The following is a 15,475-nucleotide window of genomic DNA, read 5'->3' on the forward strand; positions in this document are numbered from 1 at the left end:
CATTACGACAAATTTTGTATTCGCTCCCGCGCGGGCGTCTTTTCATCAAGGAGCGGCCCGCCATGGGCGAGTCCATTTCAGCCGTCACCTACATCCTTGCCGGCACGCTCGCGATGTTCGCCATTGCGGCCCGGATCGCCACCGGCATCGTCGATCGCGAAACGATACGTGTCTGGATCGGCAGTTGGGTCGCCGCCACGGTGGCCGTCTTCCTGGTGCGCAACTTCTTTGCCTACGGAGCCTGCCTCTTCGTCATCGCCCTCGTCTCGTCCCGGCGGCTGCCGCCCGAAGAACGACCCTTTCTCTTCATCGTCCTGATGTTCACCGCGCCCAATCTGGTGATCCGGATGCCGGGCTTCGCCGGCATCAACACGCTGCTGGACCTCACGCCCCAGCGCATCCTTTCGGCAGCCATCCTGCTTCCGCTGCTGCCTGCCCTGCTGCGGAAGGCCGTTCCGCCGCGACTGAAGATCGTCGATACCCTCGTCGTCTGCTTCGTCCTTCTGATTACGGTGCTGACCTTCCGCCACAGCGAGGCGACCGCTACCGATACGGTGCGACGCCTGATCACCAATGTCCTGGAAATCGGCGTGCCCTACTTCGTCTTCAGCCGCTGCCTGATGACGGTCGGCGATATCCGCAAGGGTTACATGGCCCTCGTGTTCGGAACGCTGTCCTTTCCGGTCATCGGCGTCATCGAATTTCTCCGCCAGTGGCGGCTCTTCAATGTCGTCGCCCAGGGCTGGGGGGCGGAGATGGTGCAATTCTACCTGTTTCGCGACGGTATGCTGCGCTCGGCCGGGCCGGCGATCGAGGCGATTGCCTTCGGCTTCATCTGCATGATCGCCATGGGCTGCATGCTGTCCCTCATGACGCGGGAAAAGCGCACCATGGTCGTGATGGGCATCTTCGCGGCCTTCGCCATCGGCCTCGTCACCAGCCTGTCGCGCGGGCCGTGGGTGGGCGCGGCGATCATGCTCGTCGTCTATCTTCTGGCGCGCCCCAAGGCCGTATCGACCGGGGTGCAGGCCACCCTGCTGGGCGGGCTCGCCCTGGTCCCCGTTCTCATGTCGCCGCTTGGCGACAAGATCATCCGCTACCTGCCCTTCGTCGGCACCGTGGAAAACAACAATGTGGAATATCGCCAGCAGTTGATCGACAATTCGATGGCCATCATCGGCCGGCACCCGATCTTCGGCGCGGCCGAATTCCTGAACGAACCCGAGATGCTGGTGATGCGGCAGGGCCAGGGCATCATCGACGTGGTGAACACCTATGTCGCCCTTGCCCTCGAGTTCGGCCTGCTGACGCTTGCGATCTTCCTTCTCATCTTCGTGCTGACGGGCCTGTCCGTCCTGCCGATGGCGTTCCGCCGCGATGCGTTGGCGGAGCCCGCGCGCCAGTGGCTGGCCATCATGGCGGCGACCATGGTGACGATCGCGACCGTCAGCAGCGTCTCCTACATCCCGTTCATCTACTGGATCATGGCCGGTTTCGGTGTCGGCATGGTGCGCATGTCCACGATGGGCGAAACGGCGGTCGGCGCGATGCCCCACGCAACCGGTTCGCCCGGCATGCAGGGCATGCGCGTCATCGGTACGGGCGCTTATGCACATAGCGGCGCCGCGGCGCCTGCCACTGCCCTTTCCCGCACCAATGACGCTTGAGGCACCAGCATGACGGCAGAAGCTATGGAACGTCCGCTCCGCCGCCGGGTCTCATCCGCCGGTGCCTGGAGCATGGGCCAGTTCGGCGCCTCGCTCGGCGTGCGCATGGTCAGCAACATGATCCTGACACGGTTGCTGCTGCCGGAGGCCTTCGGCGTAATGGCGGTCGTCGGCGTGCTGACGGTCGCGCTGGCATTGTTGTCGGATCTCGGCATCGGCCAGAATGTCATCGTGCACAAGCGAGGCAGCGACCCCACTTTCCTCAACACCGCGTGGACAGTCCAGATCGCGCGTGGCTTCTTCATCTGGAGCCTCGCCATCGTGCTGGCGATCGTCATTTCGGTGCTTGCGCCGCTTGGCGTCTTCGCGCCCGACACGGTCTATGTCGATCCGCGACTGCCGCTCGTGCTGGTGGCCGGCACCTTCGCCGCCGTCCTGCAGGGGCTTGAATCCACCCGCATCCACGAGGCGCGGCGCAACCTTCAACTGCGCCGCCTGACCGAGCTCGAGTTCGGTGCGCAGATGGCGGGTTTCGTCGTTACCCTGGCGCTCGCCTATACCTGGCCGTCGATCTGGGCGCTGGTGCTGGGCGCGCTGTTCGCGGCCTTCATCCGCATGGCGGCAAGCCATCTGGTGCTGCCGGGCCACGCAAACCGCATCGGCTGGGACAGGGATTCCTGGACGGAGATTTTCGGTTTCGGGCGCTGGATCTTCGTATCCTCGCTGATCGGCGTGCTGTTCACCACCGGCGACCGGCTGATCCTCGGGGGCCTCGTGGATGCCCACGTGCTCGGCCTCTACGCCATTGCCGCGCTTCTGCTCAGCGTTTTCCAGACGGCCGTCAACACGCTGGCCGGCACCGTCGCCTTCCCCGCGCTCAGCGAACTGGCACGCACCGATACGGCGGCCTTCCGCAAGAGCTACTTCACCTTCCAGGCCGGCGCCGACGCCGTGCTGGGGCTGTGTGCCGGGGGCCTCTTCGTGACGGGGCCGCTGATCGTCTCGATTCTCTACGATCCGCGCTATGCGGAGTCCGGCACCATGCTGTCGCTTCTGGCCGTCGGCCTCGTCGGCATGAAGTTCTGCGTCACCGAGCAGTGCTACATGGCCACCAAGCGGATGGGCTATTATCTGTGCACGAACGCCATCCGCCTCGTCGTCCTGGTCGTCGGATTGCCGGTCGGCCACTCGCTGTTCGGGCTCGAAGGGGCGCTGGCGGCAATCGTTGCCGCGCAATTCTCGTCGTGGCCGATCGCCTATGCGTTCAAGATCCGTCACAATCTTTTCGACTGGCGTTTCGAAGGGGTGGTCATCCCCGCCGTCGCCCTGGGCCTGCTGCTTGGCTACCTGGTGCTGGCCGGGGCCCGGGCCCTGGGCTGGGCAGCCTGAGGGAACCCAGGCAACTCGGTTACGCACATGCAGAAGGGGCGGCCATGGGCCGCCCCTTCTGCGTTCGATGGGGACCGTGGATACCGGCAGCCAGACGTCGATCCGGTCGAAACGGAGCGCCGCTTGGGTGAAGGCGGCCAGGGCAGCAACGCGATCACGCAGGCGCAGACAAATGCAGAAGGGGCGGCCATGGGCCGCCCCTTCTGCATTCGATCGGGTTCGGGGGATGCCTAGATCGTGCCGGCGACCGGCATAGCCTCGATACGGGAGCCGAAGACGCCGTGCTGGGCGCGGTCGGCGATGACCTGGTTGACGATGCGGGGCGTCACCATGGATGCTTCCTCCGCGTAGGCGTATACGAGGCAGCGGTCGGCAAGGATGTTCATCAGGCGCGGCACGCCCTTCGAGTCCTCGTGGATCATGCGCTTCGCCTCGTTCGAGAAAAGCTCCCGCTCGCAACCCGCCACGCGCAGGCGATGATCGAAGTAGAACATCGCTTCCGTTGCCTGCAGCGCCGGCAGGTTGAAGTCGGAGGACACGCGCTGGGCGAACTGTTCCATGCCCGGCCCCTGAAGCGTGGCCCGCAATTCGGGCTGGCCCACCAGGATCAACTGCATCATCATCTCGTCCGTGTTGACGTTGGAGAGCATGCGCAGCTCTTCCAGCCGCTCGGCATCGAGGTTCTGCGCCTCGTCGACGATCAGCACGACGCGGCCATGCCGCTCGTATTCGGAGGTGACGAACTCTGAATAGCGCTTGTAAAGGCCGGCATAGGAGCCCTCCTCGAAGGGCTGGTTGAAGGCCATCAGGATCCACTGCAACATCGGGCTGTTGTTGCGCGGCGTGTGGCTGATGAGGCCCGTGCGCACATCCGGCCCGAGGCAGCCGAGAAGCTGGCGGATCAGCGTCGTCTTGCCCGAGCCGATGGCCCCGGTGACGACGGTAAAGCCGGCCTGGTTGATGATGCCGTATTCCAGCATCGAGAAGGCCATCTGGTGGTTACGGCTGAAATACAGGAAACGCGGATCCGGGAGGATTGAAAATGGCTTTTCGCGCAATCCGAAATAGGACTCATACATGAAATGGCTCCTTTGGCGGTAGCCGTTGCATTTCGGGCCGCCGGCTTACATGCCGTGCGGCCGCGCCTTGTTCATCAAAACCTGGAGCTTGGCGCCGGCCGGCAGGAACGACTTGCACGTCTCCAGCTCCGAAACGGAGGATTGCCCCACCGCGACAACCAGAAGCACGAGGTCGGCGACCGGCAGAATCTGTGCCGCCTCGTCGCCGACCAGAAGCGGCGGCGTATCCAGCAGCAGCACGTCCGGCCGCAGGTCCCGTTTGACCATGTCCACGAAGGCCGGGATATCGGCATTGTCCGGAGGCGTCAGCATGTTGACGACCGCGCCGCCGGCCCGCACCCGGCGAACCCGGTCGACGATGGTGCTGTCGGCTGCCGCCTTTACCCGTGGCAGGCTCAGCACTTCGGCAAGGCCGCCGGCCTTCGCCTTCGGCTTCAGGTCGATCACCACGATGGTCTGCTTGCGCGCCCGCGCAATGGAGAAGGCCAGATTGGCGCAGGTAACGGTCACGCCGCAGCCGGGCGTCGGCGCCGTGACGGCGACGACCTGCGGAATATCGGCCTTGACGAGGCCCAGAAGATGGTTGCGCAGGACATCGTAGGCGCGTGTCCGCGGCTCCGACTTGTCGAAGGCGATCACGTTGGCTGCGAGCAGCCGGTGCGGCGCGGGCGCATGGGGCTGCACCTCCTTCGCGCCGTCGAGCTGGGCGATACCACCGTCCAGTTGGAACAGAGAGCTGACACGCTGGGCGCGGTGGGCCCTCGCATCGCGCTGGGCGGCGGCTTGCGGCAGCGGAGCCGGTGTCATCGCCGGAAGCGAGCGCGCCCGCTGAAGTGCTTCGGTCACACGATCCATGGAAATTGTCCTCAGGCAACGACGCTGGGCGCGATGGGTTCACGGGGCTGCGGGGAAGCGGGCTGGCCGGTGGCCAGCCCCGCCGCGACGACGAAGATCATGAGAGAGGAGACAAGGCCGACACGGCGCATCAGGCCTTCGCCCCGCGGATGCAGGTCGGGAATGACGACCAGCGACTGCCCTTCCAGGGAGCGGCGCAGATCGAAGGCCCCACGGATGGACTTGTCCATCATGTCGGACAGGTACAGGCAGGCTGCACCGGCGACGCCGGCCGCGACAAGCACCAGAAGCATCATCTTGGTACGGCTGGGCGCACTGGGATAGCGGGGCACCTCGGGCGCCTCCACCACCTGGATCTGGTCGACGTTCTGGTCTTCCTCCAGGCGCAGGCCAACGCGAGCGGTGTCGAGCTTGGCGCGCATGTCTTCCAGGCTGCGCTGGGCGGCCGTGCGGTCGCGCTCCAGCGCCGCCATCTGCGACTCCACCTCCGGCGCGCGGGCGATCGTGGCCTTCAGCCAATCGATACGCGAGGCGAGTTCGCCCTGCTGCTGTACCAGCCCCGCGCGGCGCGGCTTCGACAGTTCGATACGCTCGGAGATCAGGCCCAGCTCCGGCGACAGCGTCGCAGGATCGGTGCCCGCCGTCGCGGCGGCATTGCCGGCGATCTGCGCCTCGAGGGATTCGATGCGCGAGCGCAGGCTGCGGATTTCCGGATGGGCATCCGACATGGCGGACGATTTTGCCGCAAGTTCTCCCTTGAGCTCGTCCAGCTGGCGCTGGCGGGCGGCGCTGGCCGTATCGGCCAGGGGCGCATTCCAGCGGTATTGTGCTTCCAGAAGGCTGATCTCGTCGTCGAGGGCGGCGATCTGGCGGTTCACCTCCGCCAAGTCCTGCTCGCGCGTGTTCAACTCCCCGACGAGGGCCGTGGTCCGGCTGGGCAGCGCGTCGCCGTTCTGCTCCAGGAAATTGCGCCAGGCCGTGTCGCGCTCGGCGAGGCTATCCGAAAGAGCGGCAACCTCGCGCTCCAGGAACTGCGATGTGTCGGCGGCGGTATTGGTGCGGCTCTTGCGGTTCTCGCGGATGATCATGTCCACCAGTTCCGAGGCACCCCGGGCCGACAGTTCCCTGTCGCCGTAGGAGAACCGCAGACGGAAGATCGAGCGACCGGCGAATTGCTGCGATTCCTCGGTGGCCAGCGGGATGATCGATATTTCGCGCCGCACCATCTCGGCCAGGCGTGAATCCGACATCGTCCCCCGGATGTCCGGATACAGGTTCAGGCGATTGACGAAGGCCAGCAACTGGTCACGCGCCAGGACGCGCTGCTCGATGAACTGCAGGCGCTCGGTGCCCACGGTCGAGGCGATCAGGGGGTTCGGGCCCTGGTTGGAGCGAACCTCGATGATGGCTTCCGACGTGTAGGTGCGCGGCAATTGCATGACGACGACGAGGCCGACGAGCACCACCGCGACGGCGGGCAGGATTGCTGTCAGAGGACGGCGCAGGGCCAGTTCCACATAGTATTTGATGGTATTGAGAATATTGTTTTCCATGCCACGCTCCATCGGTGGGAGGCCGCCGTAAGGATGAGAGGTTCGCCGGCGAGGCGTCAGTTACTGCCGCCCGCCTGGGTTCCGTCGATGGACGCAGACCGCTGGCCGTTGCGCTGATAGGCCACGCGCACCAGGTCGCCCGGCCGTAGCAGCGTCGTTTCGGTGGCCGGAACCTCGCTGACGTCGCCGTCCTGCGATCGCATGATCGAGTAGTGTGCCTCGATGCCGCGACGCTCCGAGATTTCGCTGTTCGTGTAGATCGACATGACCCGCTCGTCCTGGATCAGCGCGGCCTTGGCCGACTGGAGCTGGCGCTCATTGTCATGCAGTTCGGCAAGCAGGCGGGCCTGGCGCTCGTTCAGGTAGGTATCCACCCGTGTCTTCTCGGTCAGGTTGGCGCCCTCGAGTGCACTCAGATCGTTCTGTAGCTCGTCGCCCTGCTCCCTCAGCTCGGCAACTTCCGCTTCAAGCTCCAGCTTGGCGGAGGCGTGCGACAGGCCCTTGGCGACCAGCGCCGAGGTGGAGGCCAGGCGCTGGTTGGCCAGGTCGATGCGTCGGTTGACGCTTTCCATGCGTCTGCGGAGCGCTTCGATGCCGGAGTCGCCGAGGGTGCTCAGCTGCGTCTGGGCATTACGCTGCGCATTCACCTCGTCGATGTTGGCCTTGAGCACCTGCCGCTCGCGCTCCACGAGGTTCTGCCGCTCGGTCTCGGACATTTCCGGCAAGGCACCGGCCGGAAGCTCGATGTCCTGGCGCCCTGCCAGTTCGGCGTTCAGCCGCGCGATGCGCAGTGTAGTGTCCGCGATCCGCCGCCGCGTCTCGGCAAGCTGGTTTTCGACGACAAGCGCACGGTCCTGATCGCGCGCTTCCATCGGCGTGCGATAGAGGCCGCCCGCCACCGTAACGGCATGAAGCACCGTCATGGTGGGCCGGTAGGGGAAAGACCCCGGCGCGTCGACATCGCCGACCACGTAGATCATCGGCATGTGCTGGGCGCCGGGCTGCAGCATCACCGAAAGGTTCAGCTCGCCCTTGAAGAAGCCCGCGAGCTTCTGGGACAATTCCTGTTCGAGCTGGTCGACCGTCAGGTCCTGGGCTTCGATCTGGCCGACGAGCGGCAGCGACAGCGTGCCGTCGGGGCTGATGATCGCCTCGCGGTTCATCCGCTCGTCCTGGGCCACCCAGACTTCGAGCGTATCGCCGGGCTGGAGTTTGTAAGGTTCGGCCCTTGCACCGGTTGCCACAACCAGAAGGCAAAGAGACATAATGAAAAGCATCAATCGCATTGGGGCGGCTCCGGGCGAAATGAATTCCCGATGATCGGTCTTGAATGAACTTTATGCAGGCCGGTCGGCTCTTGCCCCCCGCACTGCCTAACAGCTGCGAAACTAATGGAATCGGGGCCCGTTTACCCGTACGCAATTAGCATTAGACACCCCTCCGTCCGGCGCATCCGGAGGCCCGGAACACCTCCACTGACGGACTTCTGGCGGGCGTTGGGACAGGGCATTCTTGCGGCTTGAAGAAAATTGCCGCCGCGCCGTTGCAACTTTGCCGTGCGTCGACTCACAATCCGGACTGTCCGGATAGGTTTCAGGAGACGAACATGAGCGGCCGCGATATCGGTATCGTCGTCATCGGGCGCAATGAAGGCCCGCGCCTTGCCGCCTGCCTGCGCTCGCTTGGCCCACACATCCACAGCACAGTCTATGTGGACTCCGGCTCGACGGACGGAAGCCCCGAGATGGCCGAGGGGATGGGTGCGATCGTCGAGCGGCTGGACATGACGCAGCCCTTCACCGCGGCGCGCGCCCGCAATGCCGGTTGCGCAAGGTTGGCCGCGGCGGCGCCGGGGCTTGGTTATATCCAGTTCGTGGATGGGGACTGCGAGCTTGCCAAAGGCTGGCTCGACGATGCCCGTGCGTTCCTCGACGCACACGACGATGTCGCCATCGTTGCCGGCCGCCGGCGCGAACGCCGCCCGGAAGCCTCCGTCTATAATGCGATGACCGACCGCGAGTGGGATGTGCCCGCCGGCGAGCAGCAGGAATGCGGTGGCGATTTCCTGGTGCGGTTTGAGGCATTCGACGCTGTAGGCGGATTCAACCCGGCCTTGATAGCGGGCGAAGAGCCCGAGTTGTGCGTCAGGCTGCGCGCCGCCGGCTGGCGGGTTTTCCGGATCGCATCGGAGATGACGCGGCACGACGCCGCCATGACGCGCTTTTCCCAATGGTGGCGGCGCAACGTGCGCGGCGGACACGCTTTCGCGGAAGTGGCGCGCATGCACGCAAACTCGCCGCACGGAATATGGAAACGCAGCGTCTCGCGCGCCTGCATCTGGGGTGGCGCCATACCCGCGGCGGCGCTGGCGACGGCCGCCGTGCATCCGGCCGGCCTGCTGTTGCTCGGAATCTATCCTCTGCAGGTTGCCCGCATGGCCCTGCGGCAGGGCGCGGGCCGAGCCGACAACTGGGCGCACGCAACCTTCCTCGTCCTAGGAAAATTTCCCGAGATGCAGGGCGTCGCCAGTTACGAGTGGAACCGGCTTCGCGGGCGCAGGCGGCAACTCATCGAATATAAGTGATGGCCTACGCCTTTGGGGGCACGATGATCGGCCGCCGGGCTCGATTCGACGCGGCGATGCTCGCCACGGGGGGTGCGATGCCATCGCCCGAACCGGCGAAAGCGGTGCGAGCAAGCCCCCAATTACCACCACTGGCATCTTCCGATACGTACAAAATGCAACTTTAGGTTCAATCCCGAACTGAAAGGATAGGTACGGACGGGCACGCATTGGCCCTCTTCTAATGCCGAAGGACAGCTTGTTGCAAAGCCTGCCGCTTGGGATTCTTGCCTCGTTTTCAAAGCCTTGAACAGGCAGGACCCGGGGGCTCTCTCGTGGCGCAATTGCTGAACATGTTTTTTCTGGCGTTGAACGGCGCGCTTGCCGTTCCCACCGTCGTATACGGGACGGAAATCGCCGCCGGTATTCTGGTCAAGCGGAAGCCCAACCAAGCCATCGCCGTGCGGCGTCCCAGCGTCGCGATCGTCGTGCCGGCACATAACGAGGAAGACAATATCGGCGGCACGATCGCCGCGCTTCTTCCCCAGCTCGCAGACGGTGACCGCGTCGTCGTGGTGGCCGATAATTGCGAGGATCGGACGGCCGCCATCGCACGGGCGGCCGGCGTCGAGGTGGTGGAACGATACGATACGCAGAAACGCGGCAAGGGCTATGCGCTCGACGCCGGCGTTGCTCATGTCGCCAAGAACCCCGCCGACTGCCTCGTCATCCTGGATGCGGATTGCCGCCTGTCCGACGGCTCGATCGACATGCTCGCCCGTCAGGTCGCCGAAACCGACAAGCCGGCCCAGGCCGTGTACCTGATGACCGCCCCGAAGGGCGCGCCCATCGAAACCCAGGTCGCGGCCTTCGCCTACGTCATCAAGTGCCTCGCCCGGCCGCTCGGCCTGCGTCGCATGGGACTGCCCAACCAGTTGATGGGCACCGGGATGGCGTTCCCGTGGAAGGCGATCGCAACCGTCGACCTCGCGAACGGGCATCTGACCGAGGATCTGAAGCTCGGCCTGGATCTGGCGGTGGAGGGTTATGCGCCGTTCCTGTGCGAAGACGCCTACGTGACCAGCGAATTCCCCTGCACCGAACAGGGAATACGCTCGCAACGCTCGCGCTGGGAAAACGGCCATCTCTCGATGCTGGGCCGTGCTATCGCGGGCTTCTTCAAGCCGGGCATTCTCCGCCAGCCGGGTGCGCTCGTCCTGTCGCTCGACATGATGGTGCCGCCGCTGACGCTTCTCCTGCTGCTGCTGATGATGATGTTCGGCGTGACGGCGGTGTTCGCCATGATCACCGGCTCCGTGGGCGCTTTTCTTCTGGCGGCCTTCAACCTGGCCGTCGTGTTCGGGGCCTCGCTGGTTGGATGGGCAAGGTACGGACGATCGATCCTTCCGGCACGGGCCTTCGGCCATATCGCCACCTACGCGCTCGGCAAGATCCCGCTTTACGTCAACAAGCTCATCCTGCGCCGCAATGCATCGGGCTGGGTTCGCACAGACCGCAACCGTGCCGAGAGCACGACCCAGGCCCGGCCCTGAGGCCGGACCGCAGGGCCGCGCCCGAAAGGGCGCGTCACCGCAGACCATCGAACCCTTTACCCGTTGACAGCCCCGTCCAGGCGCGAACCGCAGCCGGACGGATGGCCCTACACCGCGAGCCCGACATGGCGCTGATCGAAACCACCCACCTCAAGGTCGCCGCACGGCGGCGACAAGGCCGGACCTTGAACTACGACACCATCGCCACGGTTGCCGCCGTGCTGGATGTCGTGCTCATCGTCGGCAGCAGCATTACCGCGGGGATCGCCTACCACTGGTTGGCCTTCGGCGTCCTCATCGACCCCTCCCCCTGGATCGGCGTCGGCATCACGCTGGCCGCCGCCTTCGTGCTGACGATGAGCGCGGGCGGCCTCTACAAGCCGACCGCGCTTTTGTCTTTCGGCACCCAGTTTCGGGCCATCCTTCTAGCTGGCGTCGGCATCATGGCCTTTCTGGCCAGCGTCGCCTTCTTCCTGAAGATCGGCGAAATCTTCTCGCGCGCTTCCATGCTGGCCTTCATGTTGCTGGCGATGACGGTCCTTACCGTCAGCCGCGTCGTCTGGAGGCGTCGTCTGCACGCGGCCATGGCGCACGGCCTGTTCCAGATGAAGCGCGTGCTTCTGATCTGCGGAGAATCCTTCGACTACGACAAGATGTCTGCGGACGTGGCCCGCTACGGCCTGTCGATCCACCATGTGCTGCGCTGCCCGAACGACGATTTTTCGGCGCTCTCCGGTGCGTTCAGCGCCGGCATCGGTTTTTCGGTCGACGAGGTCATGGTCGCCACTCCTGCCGGCAACCTGCCGATGGTGGATACGCTGCTGACCGAACTGCGTGCCCTGCCCCTGCCGATCAAGCTCGTCGTCAACGACTTTGCAGCGGGGCTGGTCGCGCAGCCGGTGCGCCATATCGGCGACAATATCGCCTTCGAGATCCAGCGGCGGCCGCTGACGCTTGCCGAGCGGGCGATGAAGCGCACCTTCGACATCGTCTTCGCCTCCGCCGCGCTGGCTTTCCTGGCCCCGTTGTTCCTGGTTGTGGCGACCGCGATCAAGATCGACAGTCGCGGCCCGGTCTTCTTCCGTCAGTCCCGGCGCGGCTACAACAACGAGGCGTTCCGCATCGTCAAGTTCCGTTCGATGCGCGTCATGGAAGATGGCGAAACGGTTACGCAGGCGCGGCGCAATGACGACCGGATCACCCGCGTCGGCGCCTTCATCCGGGCCAAGAGCATCGACGAGCTGCCGCAGTTCTGGAATGTCCTGTGCGGCCACATGTCCATTGTCGGCCCCCGCCCCCACGCCGTGGCGCACGACAAGGAATACGACCAGCTCCTGAAGAAATACACGTTCCGTCGCCACGCCAAGCCGGGCCTGACGGGCTGGGCGCAGATCAACGGCTGCCGGGGCGAGACGCCGACGCTGACGCACATGGAAGAGCGGCTGACGCACGACCTTTGGTACATCCACAATTGGTCGTTCCTGCTGGACATCCGCATCATCTTCCGGACCGTCGTGGAAATGATCTCGTCCAAATCGGCCTATTGACGCGGGAGAAGCGGTCAGCGCCCGGCAGCGACCCTTTCGGGTTCCGAGCGGCGGGACACGGCGTCCGCATCGTCCCTCAGGACGAATTCGGGATATCGGTCGCTGATCGCATCCACGATCGCGAGCGTCCCTGAGAGGTGGCGCCGCATCGCCTGCTCGGCCTCGCCCGAACGGTTCCCGGCCTCCACCGCCTGGACGATGGCGCGGTGGTCCTCCAGGACGGCCTGCATCTTGCCGGGCATCGGCAGGTTCAACCGTCGCAACCTGTCGAGGTGGGTCGAGCGCGTACGCATCATGCGCCACAGGCCGAGATTGCCGCTGCGCGCGTACAGGACACGGTGGAAGTCGCGGTCCAATGCATCGAACCGGTCATGGGTCGACGGATCGGCCACCTTGTCCTGCTGCTCCAGAACCCGCGCCAGTTCGGCGGCCGTTTCGGCCGGAGACTCGGCTGCCAGCCGGCGGACCGTCTCCAGTTCCAGCGACAGCCGCAGGAATTGCGCCTGCCGGGCGTGCCCGATGTCGATCCGTGAAACGAGCGTCGCATGCTGCGGAAAGATATCGACGAGCCCCTCCTCCTGCAGCCGCAGAAGCGCATCGCGCACGGGCGTCTGGCTGACGCCGAACTCTTCCTGGATATCGCTCCGGACCAGGAGCGCGCCCGCAACCTCCTCGATATCCCGGCCGTCTTCGCCGGCCTTCTCACCGTCATCGTCATTGGCCTGATCGTCGAGAACGTCGTTTTCCAGACCATCGAACGCCATACGATCCTGAAATGGGGCATGAAGGAATGAGCGACGGACCCGCAAACAACATGACCGGCCGCAGGAAGACGTATTCGCAGTTGCGATCCAGATGGATGGTACCCGACGATCAGCGTTCCTTCGGGCACGGTCCCGCACGATGCAGATGGGCTACGACCCGGCCGACTGGGAAGGCCGGCCGATCATCGCGATCCTCAATACCTGGTCCGATGCCCAACCCTGCCACATGCATTTCAAGGACCGTGTCGAGTGGGTGAAGCGCGGCATCCTCCAGTCCGGAGGATTTCCGATGGAGCTGCCGGCATTGTCGCTGTCGGAAAACTTCGTCAAGCCCACCACCATGCTCTACCGGAACATGCTGGCCATGGAGACGGAAGAGCTCCTGCGCTCGCACCCCGTCGACGGAGCGGTGCTGATGGGCGGCTGCGACAAGACCACGCCGGGCCTCGTCATGGGCGCGGTCTCGATGGGGATACCGTTCATCTATCTTCCGGCCGGACCGATGCTGCGCGGCAAGTATCTCGGCTCCGGCACCGACGGCTTCAAATACTGAGACGAGCGTCGGGCCGGCACCATCAGCAAGGAAGAGTGGACGGGCATCGAGGGCGGGATCGCCCGGTCCTACGGTCATTGCATGACCATGGGCACGGCCTCCACCATGACGGCGATCGCCGAGGCGATGGGCCTGAGCCTGCCCGGCGCATCGTCCATCCCGGCGGCCGATGCCGGCCATCAACGCATGTGACGCAGTGCGGGCGGCGCATCGTCGACATGGTCTGGGAGGATCTGAAGCCAGGTGACATCATCACCGAGGCGGCGGTGCGCAACGCGGTCACCGTCGCGATGGCCACCGGCTGTTCCACCAACGCAATCATACACCTGATCGCCATGGCACGGCGCGCCGGCAGACCGCTGGAGCTTGACGACCTCGACCGGATCGGCCGGACGACACCGGTGATCGCCAACATAAGGCCATCCGGCACGACCTATCTGATGGAGGACTTCTATTACGCCGGGGGCCTGCGCGCGCTCATGAAACAGCTTGGCGACAGGCTGGACGCCTCGGCGATCACGGTGACGGGGCGCCCTCTGGTCGAGGGTCTCGAGACCGTCAGGATCTACAATGAGGACGTCATCCGCCCGCTGTCGAACCCGGTCTACGCGGAAGGCTCGCTCGCCGTCCTGAAAGGCAATCTCTGCCCCGACGGGGCGGTCATCAAGCCGGCAGCCTGCGACCCGAAATTCCACCGGCATTCCGGCCCGGCGCTGGTGGCAAACTCCTATGCGGAACTGAAGGCCATCATCGACGATCCGGATTATCCGATGACTCCGGATACGGTCCTGGTGCTGCGCAATGCCGGCCCGCAAGGGGGACCGGGCATGCCGGAAAGGGGCATGATCCCCATGCCGAAAGCCCTCTTGAAGCTCGGCCTGCGCGATATGGTGCGCCTGTCGGACGCTCGCATGTCGGGCACATCCTTCGGCGCCTGCGCGCTTCATATCGCGCCGGAAGCCTATGTCGGCGGACCGCTGGCGCTCTTGAGGACCGGCGATATCGTGGAGCTGGACATCCCTGCACGCAGGCTCGACATGCCGGTGCCGGACGACGAGCTGGCCCGACGCCGGGCGGCATGGACGCCGCCGGAGCCGCGATACGGCCGCGGATACGGCCTGATGTTCTCCAAGCATATCGAGCAGGCCGACAAGGGCTGCGACTTCGATTTCCTGCGGGCCGATTACGGCGGCCCGACGCCCGAACCCGCCATCAATTGAGGAACACGAGCATGACGACGATGAACCCGGCAACCCGGGAGAAGCTGATGGGCGTTTCGGTGGCGACGCTATGCTCCGCGCTGTACAAGCGCGGATTGCGCAACCAGACGATCCAGGATGTGCGCCCTGTCAAGCCGAAGGGGCGCAACATGGTGGGGCCCGCTTTCACGCTGCGCTACATGCCGGCGCGCGAAGACCGCAACCCCATGAGCGTCTTTCGAAATCCGGAGCACCCGCAACGCCTTGCCATCGAGACATGCCCCGAAGGGTGTGTTCTGGTGATGGACAGCCGCAAGGACGCAAGGGCGGCAAGCGCCGGCGACATCCTCATCACCAGCCTGATGAAGCGCGGCGGCGCCGGCGTGGTGACGGATGGCGGCTTTCGGGACGCCGCAACCATCGGCGAACTCGATATTCCGGCCTATCACAATCGGCCATCCTCCCCCACGAACCTGACCCTGCACGAGGCCATCGACATCGACGTTCCGATCGGCTGCGGCGAAGTTCCGGTCTTTCCGGGCGACATCGTCGTCGGAGACGATGACAGCGTCATTATCATCCCTGCCGAGATCGCGGACGAAGTCGCCGACGAAGCGGTGGAAATGACCGCCTATGAGGATTTCGTGACGGAGCGCGTCAAGCAGGGGCACACGATCATCGGGCTTTATCCGGCGACGGACGAAGCCAACCTGGCGCTCTTTGCGGATTGGCGCGCGAAGGCCGGCCGGTGAA

The 15,475-nt window shown here is 65.0% G+C and carries 10 protein-coding genes and 3 pseudogenes; 8 read left to right on the top strand and 5 right to left on the bottom strand.

Annotation, left to right across the window (positions count from 1 at the left end):
* Positions 1–62: 62 nt before the first annotated feature.
* Together IGS74_RS13970 and IGS74_RS13975 are read left to right on the top strand one after the other, a co-directional pair.
* Positions 63–1,667, top strand: a complete 1,605-nt coding sequence (locus IGS74_RS13970; protein WP_192386916.1) for an O-antigen ligase family protein — start codon at positions 63–65, stop codon at positions 1,665–1,667.
* Between the two features lie 9 nt (positions 1,668–1,676).
* Complete coding sequence (locus tag IGS74_RS13975) at positions 1,677–3,056, top strand: oligosaccharide flippase family protein (RefSeq protein ID WP_192386918.1); 1,380 nt, start codon at positions 1,677–1,679, stop codon at positions 3,054–3,056.
* A 230-nt stretch (positions 3,057–3,286) separates the two neighbouring features.
* On the opposite strand, the gene IGS74_RS13980 is transcribed toward IGS74_RS13975, so the two are convergent.
* From IGS74_RS13980 to IGS74_RS13995, 4 genes are read right to left on the bottom strand one after another with little or no spacing between them, the layout of a single operon-like run.
* Positions 3,287–4,135 (bottom strand): AAA family ATPase, encoded by an 849-nt coding sequence (locus IGS74_RS13980; RefSeq protein ID WP_192386920.1) that lies wholly within the window; start codon positions 4,133–4,135, stop codon positions 3,287–3,289.
* A gap of 45 nt (positions 4,136–4,180) precedes the next feature.
* Positions 4,181–4,990 carry a hypothetical protein gene (locus tag IGS74_RS13985; RefSeq protein WP_192386922.1) on the bottom strand — a complete coding sequence of 270 codons (810 nt, stop codon included), beginning with the start codon at positions 4,988–4,990 and terminating at the stop codon, positions 4,181–4,183.
* An 11-nt stretch (positions 4,991–5,001) separates the two neighbouring features.
* Positions 5,002–6,543, bottom strand: a complete 1,542-nt coding sequence (locus tag IGS74_RS13990) for a hypothetical protein (protein WP_192386924.1) — start codon at positions 6,541–6,543, stop codon at positions 5,002–5,004.
* A 56-nt stretch (positions 6,544–6,599) separates the two neighbouring features.
* Entirely contained in the window at positions 6,600–7,808 is a 1,209-nt protein-coding gene (locus IGS74_RS13995; RefSeq protein WP_192386926.1) for a polysaccharide biosynthesis/export family protein, read from the bottom strand.
* 341 nt (positions 7,809–8,149) lie between these two features.
* On the opposite strand from IGS74_RS13995, the gene IGS74_RS14000 reads away from it, so the two are divergent.
* From IGS74_RS14000 to IGS74_RS20080, 3 genes are all read left to right on the top strand, one after another.
* Positions 8,150–9,127 carry a glycosyltransferase gene (locus tag IGS74_RS14000; RefSeq protein ID WP_192386928.1) on the top strand — a complete coding sequence of 326 codons (978 nt, stop codon included), beginning with the start codon at positions 8,150–8,152 and terminating at the stop codon, positions 9,125–9,127.
* 314 nt (positions 9,128–9,441) lie between these two features.
* Positions 9,442–10,659 (top strand): glycosyltransferase, encoded by a 1,218-nt coding sequence (locus IGS74_RS14005; RefSeq protein ID WP_192386930.1) that lies wholly within the window; start codon positions 9,442–9,444, stop codon positions 10,657–10,659.
* A gap of 125 nt (positions 10,660–10,784) precedes the next feature.
* Complete coding sequence (locus tag IGS74_RS20080) at positions 10,785–12,206, top strand: undecaprenyl-phosphate glucose phosphotransferase (RefSeq protein ID WP_039193307.1); 1,422 nt, start codon at positions 10,785–10,787, stop codon at positions 12,204–12,206.
* A 14-nt stretch (positions 12,207–12,220) separates the two neighbouring features.
* Here IGS74_RS20080 and IGS74_RS14015 read toward each other — a convergent pair.
* Positions 12,221–12,844, bottom strand: a pseudogene (locus tag IGS74_RS14015) (GntR family transcriptional regulator); the annotation flags it as partial.
* A 24-nt stretch (positions 12,845–12,868) separates the two neighbouring features.
* On the opposite strand from IGS74_RS14015, the pseudogene IGS74_RS20485 reads away from it, so the two are divergent.
* The 3 genes and pseudogenes from IGS74_RS20485 to IGS74_RS14025 form a co-directional block, all read left to right on the top strand.
* Positions 12,869–13,000 (top strand): annotated as a pseudogene (locus tag IGS74_RS20485) (ABC transporter permease); the annotation flags it as partial.
* Between the two features lie 20 nt (positions 13,001–13,020).
* Positions 13,021–14,743, top strand: a pseudogene (gene araD / locus IGS74_RS14020) (L-arabinonate dehydratase).
* Positions 14,744–14,763: 20 nt separating this feature from the next.
* Positions 14,764–15,474, top strand: coding sequence for a ribonuclease activity regulator RraA (locus IGS74_RS14025; protein ID WP_192391808.1), 711 nt, complete (start codon positions 14,764–14,766; stop codon positions 15,472–15,474).
* Position 15,475 lies beyond the last annotated feature (1 nt).

Origin of the sequence: Aureimonas sp. OT7, from assembly GCF_014844055.1 — a bacterium.
GTDB lineage: Bacteria > Pseudomonadota > Alphaproteobacteria > Rhizobiales > Rhizobiaceae > Aureimonas > Aureimonas altamirensis_A.

Coding starts and splice junctions, on each gene's coding strand:
- IGS74_RS13970 (WP_192386916.1), top strand. CDS start 63: ATGGGCGAGTCCATTTCAGCCGTCACCTACATCCTTGCCGGCACGCTC.
- IGS74_RS13975 (WP_192386918.1), top strand. CDS start 1,677: ATGACGGCAGAAGCTATGGAACGTCCGCTCCGCCGCCGGGTCTCATCC.
- IGS74_RS13980 (WP_192386920.1), bottom strand. CDS start 4,135: ATGTATGAGTCCTATTTCGGATTGCGCGAAAAGCCATTTTCAATCCTC.
- IGS74_RS13985 (WP_192386922.1), bottom strand. CDS start 4,990: ATGGATCGTGTGACCGAAGCACTTCAGCGGGCGCGCTCGCTTCCGGCG.
- IGS74_RS13990 (WP_192386924.1), bottom strand. CDS start 6,543: ATGGAAAACAATATTCTCAATACCATCAAATACTATGTGGAACTGGCC.
- IGS74_RS13995 (WP_192386926.1), bottom strand. CDS start 7,808: ATGTCTCTTTGCCTTCTGGTTGTGGCAACCGGTGCAAGGGCCGAACCT.
- IGS74_RS14000 (WP_192386928.1), top strand. CDS start 8,150: ATGAGCGGCCGCGATATCGGTATCGTCGTCATCGGGCGCAATGAAGGC.
- IGS74_RS20080 (WP_039193307.1), top strand. CDS start 10,785: ATGGCGCTGATCGAAACCACCCACCTCAAGGTCGCCGCACGGCGGCGA.
- IGS74_RS14025 (WP_192391808.1), top strand. CDS start 14,764: ATGAACCCGGCAACCCGGGAGAAGCTGATGGGCGTTTCGGTGGCGACG.